Raw genomic sequence first — 15,947 nt, 5'->3', positions numbered from 1 at the left:
CGATCACACCCGGGCCGGGGAGGAATTTCAACTGCGATGGAGCGCCCAGACCGGCAAAATCGGGGGGCTCACATGTTACGGCGGTATTGCCCGCCCACGTCGTACAGCGCGCGCGACAGCTGGCCCAGGGTACAGACCTTGCCGGCGTCCATCAGCGCCTCGAAGGTGTTGCCGTGCTCGAGGGCGGTCGTTCGCAGCCGCTCGAGCGCGGCCGGAGCGACGGCGGCGTTGCGGGCCTTGAATGCGTCGCGCGAGGCGATCGCGTACTCCTTTTCCTCGCGGGTGGAGCGGATCACCTCGGCCGGGATGATGGTGGGGCTGCCCTTGGGATCGAGGTAGGTGTTGACCCCGATGATCGGCATGGCGCCGCTGTGCTTGAGCGACTCGTAGTACAGCGACTCCTCCTGGATCTTGGTGCGCTGGTACATGCGCTCCATGGCGCCGAGCACCCCGCCACGCTCGCTGATGCGGCGGAACTCGGTGAGCACGGCCTGCTCGACCAGGTCGGTGAGCTCCTCGATGATGAACGAGCCCTGTAGGGGGTTCTCGTTGTTGGCCAGGCCCAGCTCCTTGTTGATGATGAGCTGGATCGCCATCGCCCGGCGCACGCTCTCCTCGGTGGGCGTGGTGATGGCCTCGTCGTAGGCGTTGGTGTGCAGCGAGTTGCAGTTGTCGTAGATCGCGTAGAGCGCCTGCAGGGTGGTGCGAATGTCGTTGAACGAGATCTCCTGCGCGTGCAGGCTGCGGCCCGAGGTCTGGATGTGGTACTTGAGCTTCTGTGAGCGCTCGTTGCCGCCGTACCTGCGCTTGATGGCCTTGGCCCAGATCCGCCGCGCGACCCGGCCGATCACGGAGTACTCGGGATCGATGCCGTTGCTGAAGAAGAACGAGAGGTTGGGCGCGAAGTCGTCGATGTGCAGGCCGCGCGAGAGGTAGTACTCGACGAACGTAAAGCCGTTGGCCAGGGTGAAGGCGAGCTGGCTGATGGGGTTGGCCCCCGCCTCGGCGATGTGATAGCCGGAGATCGAGACCGAGTAGAAGTTCCGCACCCGGTGGGCGGTGAAGTACTCCTGGATGTCGCCCATCATGCGCAGGGCGAACTCGGTGGAGAAGATGCAGGTGTTCTGGGCCTGGTCCTCCTTGAGGATGTCGGCCTGCACGGTGCCGCGCACCCTGGTGAGCGTGTCGGCCTTGATGCGGGCGTAGGTCTCGGCCTCCAGCACCTCGTCGCCGCTGACGCCGAGCAGCAAGAGGCCCAGGCCATCGTTGCCCTCGGGTAGGGCGGGAGACCCCCCCGAAGACCCGTAGAGCTGATAGCTGGGGCGCGGCACGCCCCTCGCGGCGTAGAGCTCGGCGATCTTGCGCTCGACCTCGTCCACCATGCCCTCGGCGCGGATGTACTTCTCGCACTGCTGGTCGATGGCGGCGTTCATGAAGAACGCCAGCAGCATGGGCGCGGGGCCGTTGATGGTCATGGAGACCGAGGTGGCGGGATCGGCGAGGTCGAAGCCCGAGTAGAGCTTCTTGGCATCGTCGACGTTGGCGATCGAGACCCCGGAGTTGCCGACCTTGCCGTAGATGTCCGGGCGGTGGTCGGGATCCTCGCCGTAGAGGGTGACCGAGTCGAAGGCGGTGGAGAGCCGCTTGGCGGGAAGGCCCTTCGACACATAATGAAAGCGAAGATTGGTGCGCTCGGGGCCGCCCTCGCCCGCGAACATGCGGGTGGGGTCCTCGCCCTGGCGCTTGAGCGGGAACACGCCGGCGGCAAACGGGAACTCGCCGGGGACGTTCTCGGTGAGGATCCAGCGCAGCACGTCGCCCCAGCCCTCGTACCTGGGCAGGCAGACCTTGGGCACCTTGGTGTGCGAGAGCGACTCGGTGTAGAGGTCTTGCTCGATCACCCGGCCGCGCACGTCGAAGCGGTACTTGTCGGCCTTGTAGCGCTTGCGCTTGGCGGGCCAGTCCTCGAGGGCCTGCTTGCAGCCGTGGTCGAGCTGGGCCTCGAGCTCCTGGTAGCGGCGGACGAGATCGGCGAGGTACTCGGGCTCGCCCTCGACGTGCCGGACGGCCTGGACCACCGAGTCGTCGCCGGTGTCGACGAGGTCGATGCGCTCGCGGCCGATGTTGGCGCGCAGCAGCTCGATGGTGCCGCGGAGCTGATCGAGGGTGCGGGCGAGCGCACACTGGCGGTCGACGAAGGCATCGTAGGCCTCGCTGCTCTCGACGATCTCGGCGAGGTAGCGGACGCGCTCGGGCGGTATGATGGCGCGCTTGGCGACCTCGCCGACCTGGCTCGCCGCGCTCCCGCGCCCGCTCGCGAGCTGGCTGGCCCCGGTCTGGTCGGCGATGGTGCGCATCAGGCAGCGGTAGAGGGCGTCGGTGCCGGGGTCGCCGAACTGGGAGGCGATGGTGCCGAACACCGGCATGTCGGCGTCGGCCACGTCCCAGCGCTGGCGGTTGCGCTTGACCTGCTTGCGAACGTCGCGCAGCGCGTCGAGCGAGCCGCGCTTGTCGAACTTGTTGATCGCGATGACGTCGGCGAAGTCGAGCATGTCGATCTTCTCGAGCTGGGTGGCCGCGCCGTACTCGGCCGTCATCACGTAGAGCGCCACGTCGCTGTGCTCGGTGATCTCGGTGTCGCTCTGACCGATGCCCGAGGTCTCGACGATGATCAGATCGAAGCCGGCCGCCTTGCACACCGCGATCGACTCCTGGACGTAGCGCGACAGCGCCAGGTTGCTCTGGCGGGTGGCCAGCGAGCGCATGTAGACCCGCGGGTCGTCGATGGCGTTCATGCGGATGCGATCGCCGAGCAGGGCGCCGCCGGTCCTTCGCTTGGAGGGGTCGACCGAGATGATGGCCACGGTGCGATCGGCTCCGGCCCCATGGTCGTCGTGGAGGTAGCGGCGCACGAGCTCGTCGACCAGCGAGGACTTGCCCGAGCCGCCGGTGCCGGTGATGCCGAGCACGGGAATCGTGCCCTGCACCGCGGGCAGGTGCTTGGCCAGGTCGGCGTAGCGCTCGGGGTCTTTCTCGGCGGTGGAGATGAGGCGCCCGATGACCTGCGGGTCACGCGAGCGCAGGCCGGCGACCTGCTCGGGGGTGGGCGCGGTGGTGGCGAAGTCGCACTGGCGCAGCAGGTCGTCGATCATGCCCTGCAGGCCCATGGCCCGGCCGTCGTCGGGGGAGTAGATGCGGGCGATGCCGTAGGCGTGGAGCTGCTCGATCTCGCTGGGCAGGATGGTCCCGCCGCCGCCGCCGAAGATCTTGGTCTGGGCGCCGGCCTCCTCGAGCAGGTCGTGCATGTACTCGAAGAACTCGACGTGCCCGCCCTGATAGGAGGTGATGGCCACCCCCTGGACGTCCTCGGCGATGGCGCAGCGGACGATCTCGCTGACGGACCGGTTGTGGCCGAGATGGATGACCTCGGCCCCCGAGCTCTGGAGGATTCGTCGCATCACGTTGATGGCGGCGTCGTGACCGTCGAACAGCGAGGCGGCCGTCACCAGGCGAACGTGGTGCTGCGGACGATATGGGGCAGGCACGGCAGGCTTGTCGGCAGGAGTCCCATCCACGCTTCGGAGATACCGCAGGGCCCGTTGGACGTCTACGAGCGGTCGCACCGCTCGGGCCGTGCGGCGTGGAGGAAACGTCACGCAGGGCGACGACCCAACGAAAGGACCGGTCGGGATGCGAGCGCGAGCTCCGCTCCGATGACCATCGAGCCACGTTTGTGAGATATTCGCGGGGTGCGTCTCGCTGATTTCGACCGTCGTGCCTGGCCGAGCACGATGCTCCTGCTCGTCGTTGGCTGTACCGAACCGCCGAGCGTCGTGAGCCCCACCGGAGGGAATCCCGACGAGACGGAGACGGGGACGGCCAGCTCCACCACCGGGCCCACCACCGGGCCCGCCACTGATGGATCCGCGACGGTGGCCTCGGCGGACGGCACCGCGACCACCACGAACGACACGGCGACCACGGTACCGCTGGACGACAGCGGAACGACGACCTCGACCTCGTCGGGAGACTCGAGCGAGACGACCACGAGCGACATGGAGACGACCACGGGTGGGATCCCGGATTGCACGCCGGTCCTGGCGGAGGTGCAGTACGATCCCCAGAGCGGGGAGGACATGGAGCAGTGGGTCCGTCTCTACAACCCGTGCGCGGGAGACATCGACCTCGGTGACTACAGTCTGGGCTGGGGGGGAGCCGACTACACGCACGGAACGATGGACCTCGGCGTCATGGGTCCCAACACGATCAGCGCCGGGGGTTGCTTCGTGGTGGGTGGGCCGATCTCCAACGGAGACAACCAGAACGCGAACTTCGACCTCGAATTGGACTTCAATCCCAACATGATCAAGTCGTCCGATCCAGGCAATGGGGTCGCGCTGTTCTTCGGCCCGGCGGCGAGCATCATGGCCGACACCATCCCCGTGGATGCGGTGATCTACGGCAACGACAACGACAACGACTTGCTCGATGCCGACGGCAGCATCCCGAAGGATCCCCACGTGAGTGGTTCGGGAGACAAGCGATCGATCCGGCGTACCGCCATTGCCGGGCCGGGCTGGGAGGTCGCGAACCCCCCGACGCCCAACGACTGCCCGATGATTCCTTGAGCCGAGCCGAGCCGGGCCGGCTACGGCCGCTGCACGCCGCGCGTGGAGGCGTGTGCGGCCACGGCCGCCGCCGCGGGCCCGCCCCACAGGATGTTGCCGCGGAAGCCCACGTAGAACATCCCGCTGGTGTACACGCGATACTCCTCGGGGATGTCCTCGCGCGCGAGCGGACTGTCGTATTGACCGCCCAGCACGATGGCGCCAAAGCCCCCGATGCCCACGCCCACGTCGGCGGTGAAGCCCACGGGGCCGCGGTCCATGCGGAACTTGGGATCGAGATCGGCATCACCCCGGGGAGTCTTGGTGCCGAGCTTGAACGACAGCGCCGAGGTGACCTCGATGCTGGGTGCCCAGCGACCGCGGCCCAGCCAGTAGCGCATGGCGATGCCGAGGTTGCCCCACAGATCACCGGTGTCGCTGAAGATCACACCGCCCTTGGGGCCGAGCGAGATCCGGGTGTAGCGGCTCTTGCCCTCGGTCTCGGCCAGCGCGGGCAAGCTCATCCAGAAGTCGTACTGGGCTCGGGCGCTGCTCCAGCGATCGACGGAGTCGCCGGTCGTGTCGCCCTGGCGGACCCGTAGCGCGTAGGCACCCATGGCCTGCAGCTCGAACGTGTGGCGACAGGTGGGATCGGCGATGAGGCAGCGCCAGCGCGCCGGCGCGCGGGGAGGCGGGGACTCGACGATGACCTCGTGGCGCGCCCGGAGCTCGGCGAGGTCCTCCTCGGTGTAGTACGGCGGCCCGGGCCGCTCGGTGGCCACGTGCAGCTGCTCGCCGCCCTGGGCCGGCGCGGCCTCGGTCGCGGGCTCGCTGGTCGCCTCGACCTCCGTTGTTACGGGGTCGGCCTCCGCGGTCGGCTCGCTGGCGACGTCGGTCGTGGGAGGCTCCTCGGGAGGCGTCGCCTCGGCCTCGACGGCCACGGACTCGGTCGCGGGGGCGCTCGCATCGGGCGCACTCACGGGCGCGGTGGGCCGCTGGATCGGGGGCTCGGGCGCCAGCGCCAGTGCCACGGCCAGACTGGAGATCGTGGCGATCACAGCGCACCTCCCAGGCCCGCGCCCAAGACGGCCAGCGCGATGAGCGGTGCCGCCGCGATGCCGTGCGCTCGCACGCCAAAGCCGATGCGGGTGTCCTGATCGAGGAAGTCGCCCGAGGCGTAGACCGCTCCCCAGCCGCCCCAGCCAAAGGCCACCTCGGCGTGGGTCCCGACGAGCGGGATGCCCGAGTCGAGCACGGGGCTACGGACCGCGCCGAGGGTGAAGTCGATGTGCATGGCGTGGGGTCGCTGCGACAGCCATAGCTGGTTGACCACGCCCACCCGCACCGCGGGAGTGCTGTCGGTCTCGCCCTGGTCGGTGGCGCCGTCCATGGACTCGACCACCACGACCCCGGTGCCCATCGACCAGCTGCCGACCACGCCCAGCCCCCACGGATGCCAGTCCTTCTTTCCGAGCATCAGCGGTCGCATCACCAGCCCGCCACGAAACGCGTAGTGGGCGTAGGGAACGTCGGGGCCCTTGTTGCTGGCGGGCGCGCGCAGGCCCGCGGCCACCGAGGCGTCGGCGAGCAGCGAAACCTTGCAGTGCGATCCGTCCACGAAGCAGAGCGCCCCGTTGGCGACCGACAGCAGCGGGGCCTTGCCCTTGCGAGCGGTGGTGGGAAACGAGGTGTCCGAGGGAGCGTCGGGTTCGAAGAACGGGCCGTACTCTTCGTCGGCATCGTCGGGCTTGGCGGCGATGTCCTCGTTGCGCTGGTCGCCGCCGTCGGGCGCCGCGTCGAGCGGAGCGGCCACCATCTCGGTGGTCTCGGGCGTGGACTCCGGCGTCGACTCGGGCTCGGTCGTGGCTTCGGGAGCCTCGGCCTGCGCCGCCGCCACGAACAGGAATGAAGCGAAGAGAGGAGTCACGATCAACCGCCGAGCGGATTGGGAATGGGTCGAGCGTACACCAGCCGAGGCCATGGCCGTGCGACCACTGGTCCCGAGTGAGCGCCCAACGGCCGGCAAGCTGGGACCTTACGCCCCTGGTGCACGATCCCGACCGTCTCCTTCGGGCCGGCGCACATGGCGCGAATCCCGTCCGGTCAGCGATCGAGGTGGGGCACGACGAGCGCCAGCGCCATGCTGGGCAGGGTGGCCACGAACGTGAGCACGAAGTAGGGACCGTAGCCGAGTGCCTCGGTGAGGGCCCCGCTGGCCACCCCCGCGAGCGTGAACCCCACGCTGGCGAGCGCGGTGAGCAGGGCCATGTGCGCCGCCTTGTGCGCAGGGTCGCAGCAGCGCATGAGATAGACCATGAACACCGCCGTCCCCAGGCCGGCGCCGAAGTGCTCGACGGCGACCACCGTGGTGATGGTGGTCAGGCCGATCTCGGAGGGCTCGGGCCACAGGGCAAGCCCGGCGTAGAGCAGGTTGAGCACGTTCTGGGCGAGCAAGAACGGCCACAGCCAGCGGCGCAAGCCGTGCCGGGCGATGAGGTAGCCGCCCAGCAAGGTGCCCACGAAGGTCGCGGCCAGGCCCACGGTGCCGTTGGCGAAGCCATAGGCGGTGAGGCTCAGGTCCAGCTCGCGGTGCAGGAACGGAAAGCGCATCTTCTGGAGGAACGACTCGCCGGTGCGAAACAGCAGCACGAAGGCGAGCAGCCCCCCCACGCGCGGCTGCTCGAGGAAGACCACGAAGGCGCGGGCGTAGTCGGAGTCGTGGCGGGAAAGCCATGCTCGCACCTGGGGCAGAAGGGCGAGCACCAGCAGCACCGCGAGCAACAGGCCCAGGCCGATCCAGCCGGGCAGCGACATCGTGCCGAGGCCGGGGATGGCGGCGAACGCCTCGGCCACCGCGTCGCCCCACCCGTGCGTGCGTCCCCACTGCCAGAGCGCCCCGATGGCGATGGCACCCACGATCACCCGCGGGCGCAGGGCCATGCGCAGCAGCTCGCCTCCGGGTCGCTGGCGGGTCTCGGGACGCGGCAGCACCCAGGCGTGATAGGCGGTGAGCCCCATCATCACCGCCAGCGACACCACCCACGTGACGCGCCAGCCCTGGAGATCGGCGAGCACCAAGAGCGGGCCGTTGACGGCGAGCATGGCCAGGCGATAGGCGGCGGCCCGGTAGCCCACGTAGCGCGACTGCCCCTTGGCATCGAGCCCCTCGAGATAGAAGCCGTCCACGGCGATGTCGTGGGTGGCCGAGAGGATCGCGACCAGCATGAAGATCGCGGCCAGCAGCCATAGCGGCGCTTCGACCCCGCCCACGAGGGTGAGCACCAGCAGGAGCCCGCACAGCACGAGCTCGGTGGCCAAGAGCCAGCGACGCTTGGTCTCGAACTGGTCGACGAACGGTCCCCACAGGAACTTGAGGTTCCATGGCAGGTGCAGCACGGTGGTGAGCCCCAGCGTGGACAGCTTCATGCCCATCACCGTGAACAGGGCGTCGGCGGCCGAGTTGACGATGGTGTACGGGAAGCCTTCGGCGAAGTAGGTGGTGGTGACCCAGCCCCACGGGCCCTTGATGCCGCGACCGGAGTCGGGCGCGGGGGGCTCGGACGGGGGCGAGGCCGGGGGCATCACCGGGGCATCATGCCGGATGGTGGGGCGAGACCAAGAAACTCGCCGAGCACCTCGGCGGCGGCCTATCCCCACACCGCGAGCACGTGGGACCACGCGAACGCGCCCGAGCTCGCGGCCAGGAGCACGAGGCCCGCGGCCACCAACCGGGCCCGCCCCGTGCCCTCGGCCCAGCGCGACCAGGCCCGGCCCAGCCCGACGGCCAGGAGCGGCATCAGCGGCAGGAGGTAGCGGTGATCCTCGGCCGCTCCGCCCGCGGGCGTACGGTGGGCCGCGAGCAAGAGGATCCACGGCAAGGCTCCGAGCAGCCACCGACGCTCGCGGCTGACGGCCAGGCCCACCGCCCCCACCAGCATCACGGGCGAGAGCACCAACACCCCCGCGCCCGCTCCGGCGCCCCACTGCACCCACAGGCCGTGCAGCGGGTTGCCGCCGAAGGTGCTCGCGCGCTCGCGAGCGAACTCGAAGTTGGCGTGGTGGTCGTAGCCCAGGCTCCACGGCGAGCCAAAGGCGGCGTCGTGGTAGGCCAGGGTCGCGCCCACGATGGGCAGCGCGCCCAGGAGCACCCACGGCAGAGCTGCGAGCCAGCGCCGCACGGGCACCGCGGACAGGCCCACGCCGAAGACGAGCAACCCGACCAGGTAATCGGCGGAGGCTGCCCAACCCGCGGCCAGGCCGGCGAGGACCAGCGGGAGTCGGCGCGGCACCGGATCGGCGTGCGGTTCGCTCGGGCCAAGTCCCAGCCCCAGCTCGAGCCCCAGCACCGCCCACACCACGCAGGTCCCCGCGGTGACGTGGGAGAACAGCACGGTCGAGTACGGGCCCCACAGGCAACCGATGCCGAGCGCGAGGCCGGCGAACGCCTGGGCCGCCGGGCTCGCACCGCGGCGTCGCAGCAGCACGAGCACCCCCAGGAGCCCCAGTGCGGCCACCGAGGCGCAGTGCAGCGCGAGGGCCAGCGCGGTGCCCTGGAGCGCAAGCAAGGGAGGGGCCCGCCGCCCCAGCCTCTGGACCCGCGCGACGTAGGTCTCGGCGTAGCGTGGGGCCGCGGGCTGCACCACGATCTCCTTGGTGTCCAGGCTCGTCTGCAGCAGCGCGGGGTCGAGCCAAGCGCCCAGTCGCACCGCGGGCGCGGCCAGCAGCGCGGTACCGGGTGGGCGATCGGAATGGTCGTGACCGTCGCGGCGCGATCGATCGACCCACAAGGTGAGCGCGACCTCGTCGCCCAGCGTGGTCTCGCCGCGCAGCACCAGCGCCCGCGCCAGGGCGAGGTGGGAGCCGTCGTTGCTGCTCACCAGACCGGGCGATGCCCAGGCCAGCGCCAGCACCACGAGCAGGAGGGCGAGCCCCGTGATCCGGCGCGCGCGAGCCCGAACGCTCGTGCTCGTGCTCGAATCAGGGGCGCTTCCTTCACCGGTCACCATTCCACCACGCCGATCCGCCCAGGCGCTACATCCCGAGCTTCACCAGCGTCAGCGCCACCGCGGCGGGCAGGGCCTGCACGAACAGGATGCTGCGCTTGGCGCTGTAGGCCCCGTAGACACCCACCACCACCACGAAGGCCAGGAGCACCGTGGTGGCGAACGCCTCGCCCGCGAGCACCGACCAGGCGAGCGCGGCTGCCAGCGCGCCGTTGTAGATCCCCTGGTTGGCCGCGAGCACCTTGGTGGCCTCGGCTTGCTCTGCCGTCTGCCCGAAGCGCTTGCGAACCCCCGGGGTGGTCCACAGGAACGTCTCGACGATCATGAACAGGAGGTGCGAGACGGCCACGAACAGGGCGAAGGCGTTGCCTAGCATGACCCCGATGATCGACGATCCGCGGGCGGTCGTCCATCGCCCCGCGGCACGGCACGGCGCGGCGCGGTGCTCAGGCGCCCGCGAAGCCCGGCAGGTTCGACAGCCGCTGCACGTGCCACGTCTCGTCGCCGAGCGCGGTGTCGAGGCCGACCATGCGCTTGAAGTAGAGCCCGATGTCGTGCTCGTCGGTGATTCCGATGCCGCCGTGGAGCTGGATCGCCTGCTGCGACACTAAGCGCCCGGCCGTGCCCAGCTTGGCCTTGGCGGCGCTCACCGAGCGCTGGCGCAGCTCCACCTCGGGCTCGTCGGCGCGGATCGAGGCCAGCACCGACATCGAGCGCAGCAGCTGCACCTCCACGAACATGTCGACCGCGCGGTGCTGCAGCACCTGGAACGAGCCGATCGGGACCCCGAATTGCTTGCGATCCTTGAGGTGCTGGACCGTCATGTCGAGCATCGCCTGCGCGACCCCGAGGCCCTCGGCACACGCACCCGCGGCCCCGCGATCGAGCACGCGGTCGAGCACGGCGGCCGCCGGCTCGCCGGGCTCGCCCAGCCTGCGATCGTCGTCGACGCTCGCGCCATCGAGCCGCAGCCGCGCCGCGCCGTGGCCATCGATGGTGCGCAGCACCTGCCGGCTGACGCCGGGCCCGTCGGGATCGACCACGAACAGCCCCAAGCCGTCGGGGGTGCTCGCCGAGACCACGAAGGCATGCGCCTGGGCCCCGCCGAGCACGAAGATCTTCTCACCCGAGAGTCTCCAGCCGCTGCCGTCGCGTACGGCGGTGGTCGAGGGCCTTGCCGCGTCGTATCTCGATGCTCGCTCGGCCTGCGCGAGCGCGAGCGCGTGGGTGCCCTCCATCATCGGAGCCAGCCAGCGCTCGTGCTGGGCCGCGTTGCCGGCCCAGGCCACGGCCGAGCCGGCCAGCACCACCGAGGCCAGATAGGGCTCGGGGGCCAGCGCCTTGCCGAGTCCTTCGAGGATGATCGCCACCTCGATCATGCCGCCTCCGAAGCCTCCGGCGTCCTCGGAGAACGGGACCGAGAGCCAGCCCAGCTCGCCCATGTGGGCCCACATCTCGGGGTCCCAGGGCCTTTGCTCGGCGCGGAGCTTGCGGAAGCGCTCGACGGGAGATCGCTGCTTGACGAACGTCTTGACCGTCTCGGCCAGCATCTTCTGCTCGGGGCTCAACGAAAAGTCCATGGTGCACTCACTTCCCGCTGGGCAGCCCCAGGATCCACTTGGCAATGATGTTCCGCTGGATCTCGTTCGATCCGCCGAAGATCGAGGTGGCTCGCGCGTAGCAGAACTGCGGTGCAACGCCCTGCTCCATGTCGGGCACGACCCCGGCCTCGTTGTACCAGCTGAGCGCATCGAGCCCCATGACCTTCATGGCCAGCTCGTAGAGCTGCTGGTTGATCTCGGTGCCGCGCAGCTTGAGGATCGACGACTCGGCCCCCGGGGCCTTGCCCAGCTGGGCGCCCGCCAGCGCGCGGTAGTTGGCCATCTGGAGCGCCTCGAGCTCGATCTCCATGCGCGCGATCTCGGTGCGCCAGCCGGGATGCTCGAGCAACGATCGGCCCGACTCGAACGTCTCGGCCGCGATGCGCTTGACCCGTCGCAAGAGCCGCTGCGAGGAGCCCACCATGGCCAGCAGCGTGCGCTCGTGACCGAGCAAGGCCTTGGCCACGGTCCAGCCGCCGTCGATCGGGCCCACCACGTTGGCCTTGGGCACCCGCACGTCCTCGAAGAAGGTGTCGCAGAACGCGGGCTGCTCTCCGATGGTGAGCATGGGCCGCGCCTCCACCCCTGGTGACTTCATGTCGATGAGCAGGAAGGTGATGCCCGCCTGCTGCTTGACGTTGGCGTTGGTCCGCACCAGGCAGAAGATCCAGTCGGCGTACTGCGCATAGGTGGTCCAGGTCTTCTGCCCGTTGATCACCAGGTGGTCGCCGTCGTCGTCGGCCCGGCAGCGCAGCGACGCGAGGTCGCTGCCCGCCTCGGGCTCGGAGTAGCCCTGGCACCACACCTCCTCGCCGCTGAGGATCTTGGGCAGGAAGCGCTGCTGCTGCTCGGGAGTGCCGAACTGCATGATCGCCGGGCCCACCATCTTGAGCCCGAACGGCGACAGCGGCGGCGTGCCGGCCAGCTCGAGCTCCTCGGTGAGGATGAAGCGCTGCGTGGCCGACAGACCGGGGCCACCGAAGCGCTCGGGCCAGCCCGGGGCGACCCAGCCCTTGTCGAACAGGATCCGATGCCAGCGCATCGTCTCCTCGGGATCGAAGGGAGCGTCGATCTCGGCCTTGGCCCGAATGTCGGAGGGCAACGCCTCGGCGAGGAAGGCGCGCACCTCCTGGGCGAACGCCTGGTCCTCGGCGGAGAAGGAGAGGTCCATGGCCGGCATTCTACCGGGTGGGAGGAGTTTGTCTACCGATCGGTCGTATGGCTGGGAAAGGGCGGCAACCGGGCGTCACCACGCGATCGTGACCAGCCCGTCCCCCATGCGGACCCCCGGGCTGTTGTCCGGGTTGGCGCCCATGTTGAACGAGCCGCCACCGCCACCGCCGTAGTAGTAGCAAGACCCTCCGGCGCCCCCGCCCGAGTAGCCGCCGCCACCGCCGGCGGTATGCAGGTCGTTGCAGATGTTCGGTGCGCAGCCGCTGCCGCCGCCTCCGCCGAAGCCTCCATTGCCGCCGTAGTTGCACGCGGTCTGCCCCGCGGGGTTGGCCAGCACGCTCGCCCAGCCGTTGCCTCCGGCACCGCACACGGTCTTGCCGTTGCCGCCGTTCATCCCGCCGGGCGCGTCGCCGTACTGGTCGTGGCTGCGGCTGCCCGTGCCGTTCTGCTCGACCACGCCGTCCTTGCCCAGGTAGTGCGGCATGCCGTTGTTGGTGAGCGAAGAGCCCCCGCCACCGCCGGCGGCGATGAGCAGCTCCTGCCCCGCGGTGCGCCACACGAAGCTGCCGCCGCCGCCGCCTCCGGCTCCGTTGGCGGCATTGCCCGAGGTCGCGTTGGTGCCCCGCTGCCCCACGACGATCGACAGCTCGTCGCCGGGCGCGACCATGAAGTCGCCTCGCATCCGAGCGCCGCGTCCTCCGAGATCCACGAGCGAGATGTTGTCTCCGCCCTGCGCGCCCCAGGCCTCGATGGTCACCAGGGTGACGCACGGCGGCACCACGAAGGTGTCGACCACCCCCGAGACCATGAACTCGATCGGTCCCGGGAGCGGGCCGGGCTGGTCGCACGTGCCCCCGCAGAGCTCGACCTCGCAGCTCGCGCCATCGCCATCACAGTCGTCGAAGCCCTCGTCGCACGCGATCGTGCACGCGTTGCAGGCTCCGTTGGCGATGTCCCCGTCGCACTGCTCGGTGCCGGCCCACACGAAGCCGTCGCCGCAGGTGGCCTCGACGCAGGTGGACGGGCACTCGTCGGTGTCGTCGGTGTTGCCGTCGTCGCACTCCTCGCGGCCCACGTAGAGCAGCCCGTCGCCGCAGGTGGCCAGGCGACAGTCGCTGGTGCAGCCCGCGTTGTCGGAGTTGTTGGCGGCCAGATCGCACTCCTCGCCCTCGTCCACCTCGCCGTTGCCGCACAGCTCGCTTCCGCTGGTCGAGTCGGCGGAGGTCTCGCCGACGACGGTCGTACCATCGACGGAGATCGTACCGTCGACGGCGGTCGTGCCATCCTCGGTCGTCGGCGGAGAGAACGTGGAGAACGTCTCGGTCTCGAGCGGAACGTCGGGAGGCGCGAAGCAGCCGGCGAGCGCGGTGCAGAGCAACAGACCAAGAGGGGCCGAGACGAGGGCCTCGCGGCGTCGAGCGGTCATGCGTGGATCCTTGCGGCGTGGGGGCGACAGCGTATCACTCCACCCTCGGGCCCGACTCGCCGGACGGCAGCCCCAGGTGGTCGTCCATCAGTCGTCGCACCGCGCGTCGTAGCCCGCGCATCGCCGCGGGTACGCCGGGCAGGCCCGCGTCCTTCGCCACGCGCCGCCAGCCGTGCCCCTCGAGCACGCGGCCCTCCACCAGCGCGCGCTCCGATGGCGCGAGCACCTCGAGCCGCTCGCGTTGCGCGTCCACGAACCGCATGAGGGCGAGGGCCACCGACTCGACCGTGCGGGGGCCGAACGCATACGAGCGCGAGAGCTGGTCACGCTGCGCGGCCGTGAGCCCGGCCGGCGGCGGGAGCCCGTGCACGAGCGCCTCGACCAGCTCGGGATCGAGCAGCAGCTCCTCGTCGGCGCGCCACAGCTCGAGCTGACGCGGTAGATCCCGGGCCAGCTCGGCCCGCAGCTCGGTCACCAACGCCCGCGCCACCTCCGACTCGGCCCGCAGCATCATCACCGCGGGCTCTCCCGTCCTCGCCCCTCGCGAGGCGCTCAGGCGCACGACCTCGTAGCCCATGCGGCGGCGAAACGCGAGCAGCTCGGGCGTCGCGCCGAACAGGGTGCCGAACAGATCGGGCGCATGCTCGCGGTGCACGTGCTCGCACAGCCGCGTGGCCAGCCCGCGACGACGCAGCTCGGGGTGGGTGGCGATGCGAACGCTTCGAACCATGCGCAGCGCACCGGCCCCACGCTTGCCCAGGTGCGCGACCAGGGCGTCGGGCAGCGCGTGCGCCCGCAGCCGGGTGCGGCCGTGCTGCACGTCGTCGACCAGCGCATCGGGCAGCGCGCCTTCGTGGGCGACGACGGTGGCGGCCACCACGTGGCCATGCAGGCGCAGCGCGTGCAGCTCGAGGTTGGGCGCGTCGAGCAAGCGATGCAGATCTCCGGGCGTGGTGCGATAGTGGGCGTGAACGAGCAGGCCGAACAGCTCGCGCAGCAGGATCTCGTCGGCCAGCAGCGCGTCGCGATCCAGGCGTACCGCTTCGAGCGGCTCCTCGGTCTCCACCCGGCGCCAAGCGGGTGGCTCGGGAACGACCCGTGCGGGCTCGGCATCGAGCAGCAGTGCATCGAAGACCATCCGCTCGAGCGGATCACCCTCGTCCCAGCGGATCGGCTGCCGAAGGCCCAGGCGCTGCACCGGCACCGGGCCACGCTCGAGCCACGCGAGGAACCGCAGCGAGAACCCACGCCCCGTGCCCTCGTAGCCATGGGCGGTGGTGGCAAACGCCAGGTGCGCCTCGGGGTGGCGTTCCACCAGCCGCCGCAGCATGGGCACCGGCAGCTGCGCCGCCTCGTCGATCACGATCACGTCCCAGCATCCCGCCTCGCCGAAGACGAGCTCGGGCAGCGGAACGAACGTCGGGCTGCGCTCACCCGCCGCGAAGCGAAGCACCTCGGCCACCGCTGCCGCATGCGCCGCGCTGACGGCCACACGAGGCTCGCGACGGGCCAGGAGCCTCCCGAGCGCCAAGCCCAGCGCGCTCGACTTGCCGCGCCCGCGATCGGCCAACACCGCCACCCGCGTGGGGCCCGGGCCCGACCAGGCCCGCAACAACCGCTCGATCACCCGAGCCTGCTCGGCGTGCCCGGTCACGACATGGGCTGGAGGTCCCGCGCTCAGCCCGGACGCTCGCTCGGCTCGCGCCAGCGCTCGCTCCACGTGCGCGTCGAATCGCGTGCCCACGTCGCCTGGGCGGTAGGGGATCGCGGCCAGTCGCTCCCGAGCCGCACGCGAGGGACCGGCCCCTGGCTCCGCCATGCGAAGCAGCAGCCCTCCCCCGCCCCAGACCAGGCCCTGGCTCTGGCCGAGCACGTCGGCATCGATGCCGTCGTGGGCATCGAGCACGACCGCATCGAACGAGCGACCGAGCACCGTCGACACCCGGCGAGGCCGGACCACCTCGAAGCGATCCTGCTCGGATGGCTCGCCGATCCACAGCACCGTGGCTTCGCCCCAGGCATCGAGCTGCGCGAGCGCAGCCTCGCGCGTCGCGGATCGCGACCCCCGGAGCAGGAGGCATCGTCGATGACGAGGCATGAGCGTCTGCGAGGTTCTCATCCGAGCGCCAGCGGATGA

General features: G+C 70.4%; 11 protein-coding genes. 1 reads left to right on the top strand and 10 read right to left on the bottom strand.

The window, feature by feature from the left end; all coding sequences use genetic code 11:
• Window positions 1-68 precede the first annotated feature (68 nt).
• Complete coding sequence (locus tag OEB96_RS18375) at window positions 69-3,458, bottom strand: methylmalonyl-CoA mutase family protein (RefSeq protein ID WP_407674647.1); 3,390 nt, start codon at window positions 3,456-3,458, stop codon at window positions 69-71.
• 375 nt (window positions 3,459-3,833) lie between these two features.
• Here OEB96_RS18375 and OEB96_RS18370 point away from each other — a divergent pair, with 375 nt between their 5' ends.
• Window positions 3,834-4,628 (top strand): hypothetical protein, encoded by a 795-nt coding sequence (locus OEB96_RS18370; protein WP_266217402.1) that lies wholly within the window; start codon window positions 3,834-3,836, stop codon window positions 4,626-4,628.
• Between the two features lie 20 nt (window positions 4,629-4,648).
• Here OEB96_RS18370 and OEB96_RS18365 read toward each other — a convergent pair whose 3' ends face one another.
• The 9 genes from OEB96_RS18365 to OEB96_RS18325 form a co-directional block, all read right to left on the bottom strand.
• Window positions 4,649-5,665 carry a hypothetical protein gene (locus OEB96_RS18365; protein ID WP_266217400.1) on the bottom strand — a complete coding sequence of 339 codons (1,017 nt, stop codon included), beginning with the start codon at window positions 5,663-5,665 and terminating at the stop codon, window positions 4,649-4,651.
• A complete protein-coding gene (locus OEB96_RS18360; RefSeq protein ID WP_266217399.1) occupies window positions 5,662-6,534 on the bottom strand; it encodes a hypothetical protein in 873 nt (290 codons plus the stop codon). The genes OEB96_RS18365 and OEB96_RS18360 overlap by 4 nt, the downstream gene beginning before the upstream one ends.
• Before the next feature lie 176 nt (window positions 6,535-6,710).
• A complete protein-coding gene (locus tag OEB96_RS18355) occupies window positions 6,711-8,189 on the bottom strand; it encodes an MFS transporter (protein ID WP_266217397.1) in 1,479 nt (492 codons plus the stop codon).
• A 65-nt stretch (window positions 8,190-8,254) separates the two neighbouring features.
• On the bottom strand, window positions 8,255-9,520 hold the full coding sequence (locus tag OEB96_RS18350; RefSeq protein ID WP_266217396.1) for a hypothetical protein: 1,266 nt from the start codon (window positions 9,518-9,520) through the stop codon (window positions 8,255-8,257).
• Window positions 9,521-9,638: 118 nt separating this feature from the next.
• On the bottom strand, window positions 9,639-9,986 hold the full coding sequence (locus tag OEB96_RS18345) for a DUF1304 domain-containing protein (RefSeq protein ID WP_266217395.1): 348 nt from the start codon (window positions 9,984-9,986) through the stop codon (window positions 9,639-9,641).
• Window positions 9,987-10,056: 70 nt separating this feature from the next.
• A complete protein-coding gene (locus OEB96_RS18340; protein ID WP_266217393.1) occupies window positions 10,057-11,190 on the bottom strand; it encodes an acyl-CoA dehydrogenase family protein in 1,134 nt (377 codons plus the stop codon).
• Window positions 11,191-11,197: 7 nt separating this feature from the next.
• Window positions 11,198-12,382 (bottom strand): acyl-CoA dehydrogenase family protein, encoded by a 1,185-nt coding sequence (locus OEB96_RS18335; protein WP_266217392.1) that lies wholly within the window; start codon window positions 12,380-12,382, stop codon window positions 11,198-11,200.
• 75 nt (window positions 12,383-12,457) lie between these two features.
• Window positions 12,458-13,810, bottom strand: a complete 1,353-nt coding sequence (locus tag OEB96_RS18330) for a glycine-rich protein (RefSeq protein WP_266217390.1) — start codon at window positions 13,808-13,810, stop codon at window positions 12,458-12,460.
• A gap of 34 nt (window positions 13,811-13,844) precedes the next feature.
• Window positions 13,845-15,908: a GNAT family N-acetyltransferase gene (locus OEB96_RS18325; RefSeq protein ID WP_266217389.1), complete on the bottom strand. Its 2,064-nt coding sequence runs from the start codon at window positions 15,906-15,908 to the stop codon at window positions 13,845-13,847.
• Window positions 15,909-15,947 lie beyond the last annotated feature (39 nt).

Source organism: Paraliomyxa miuraensis (assembly GCF_026337845.1).
Lineage (GTDB): Bacteria > Myxococcota_A > Polyangia > Nannocystales > Nannocystaceae > Paraliomyxa > Paraliomyxa miuraensis.
This window is presented reverse-complemented; position numbering and strand designations above follow the sequence as displayed.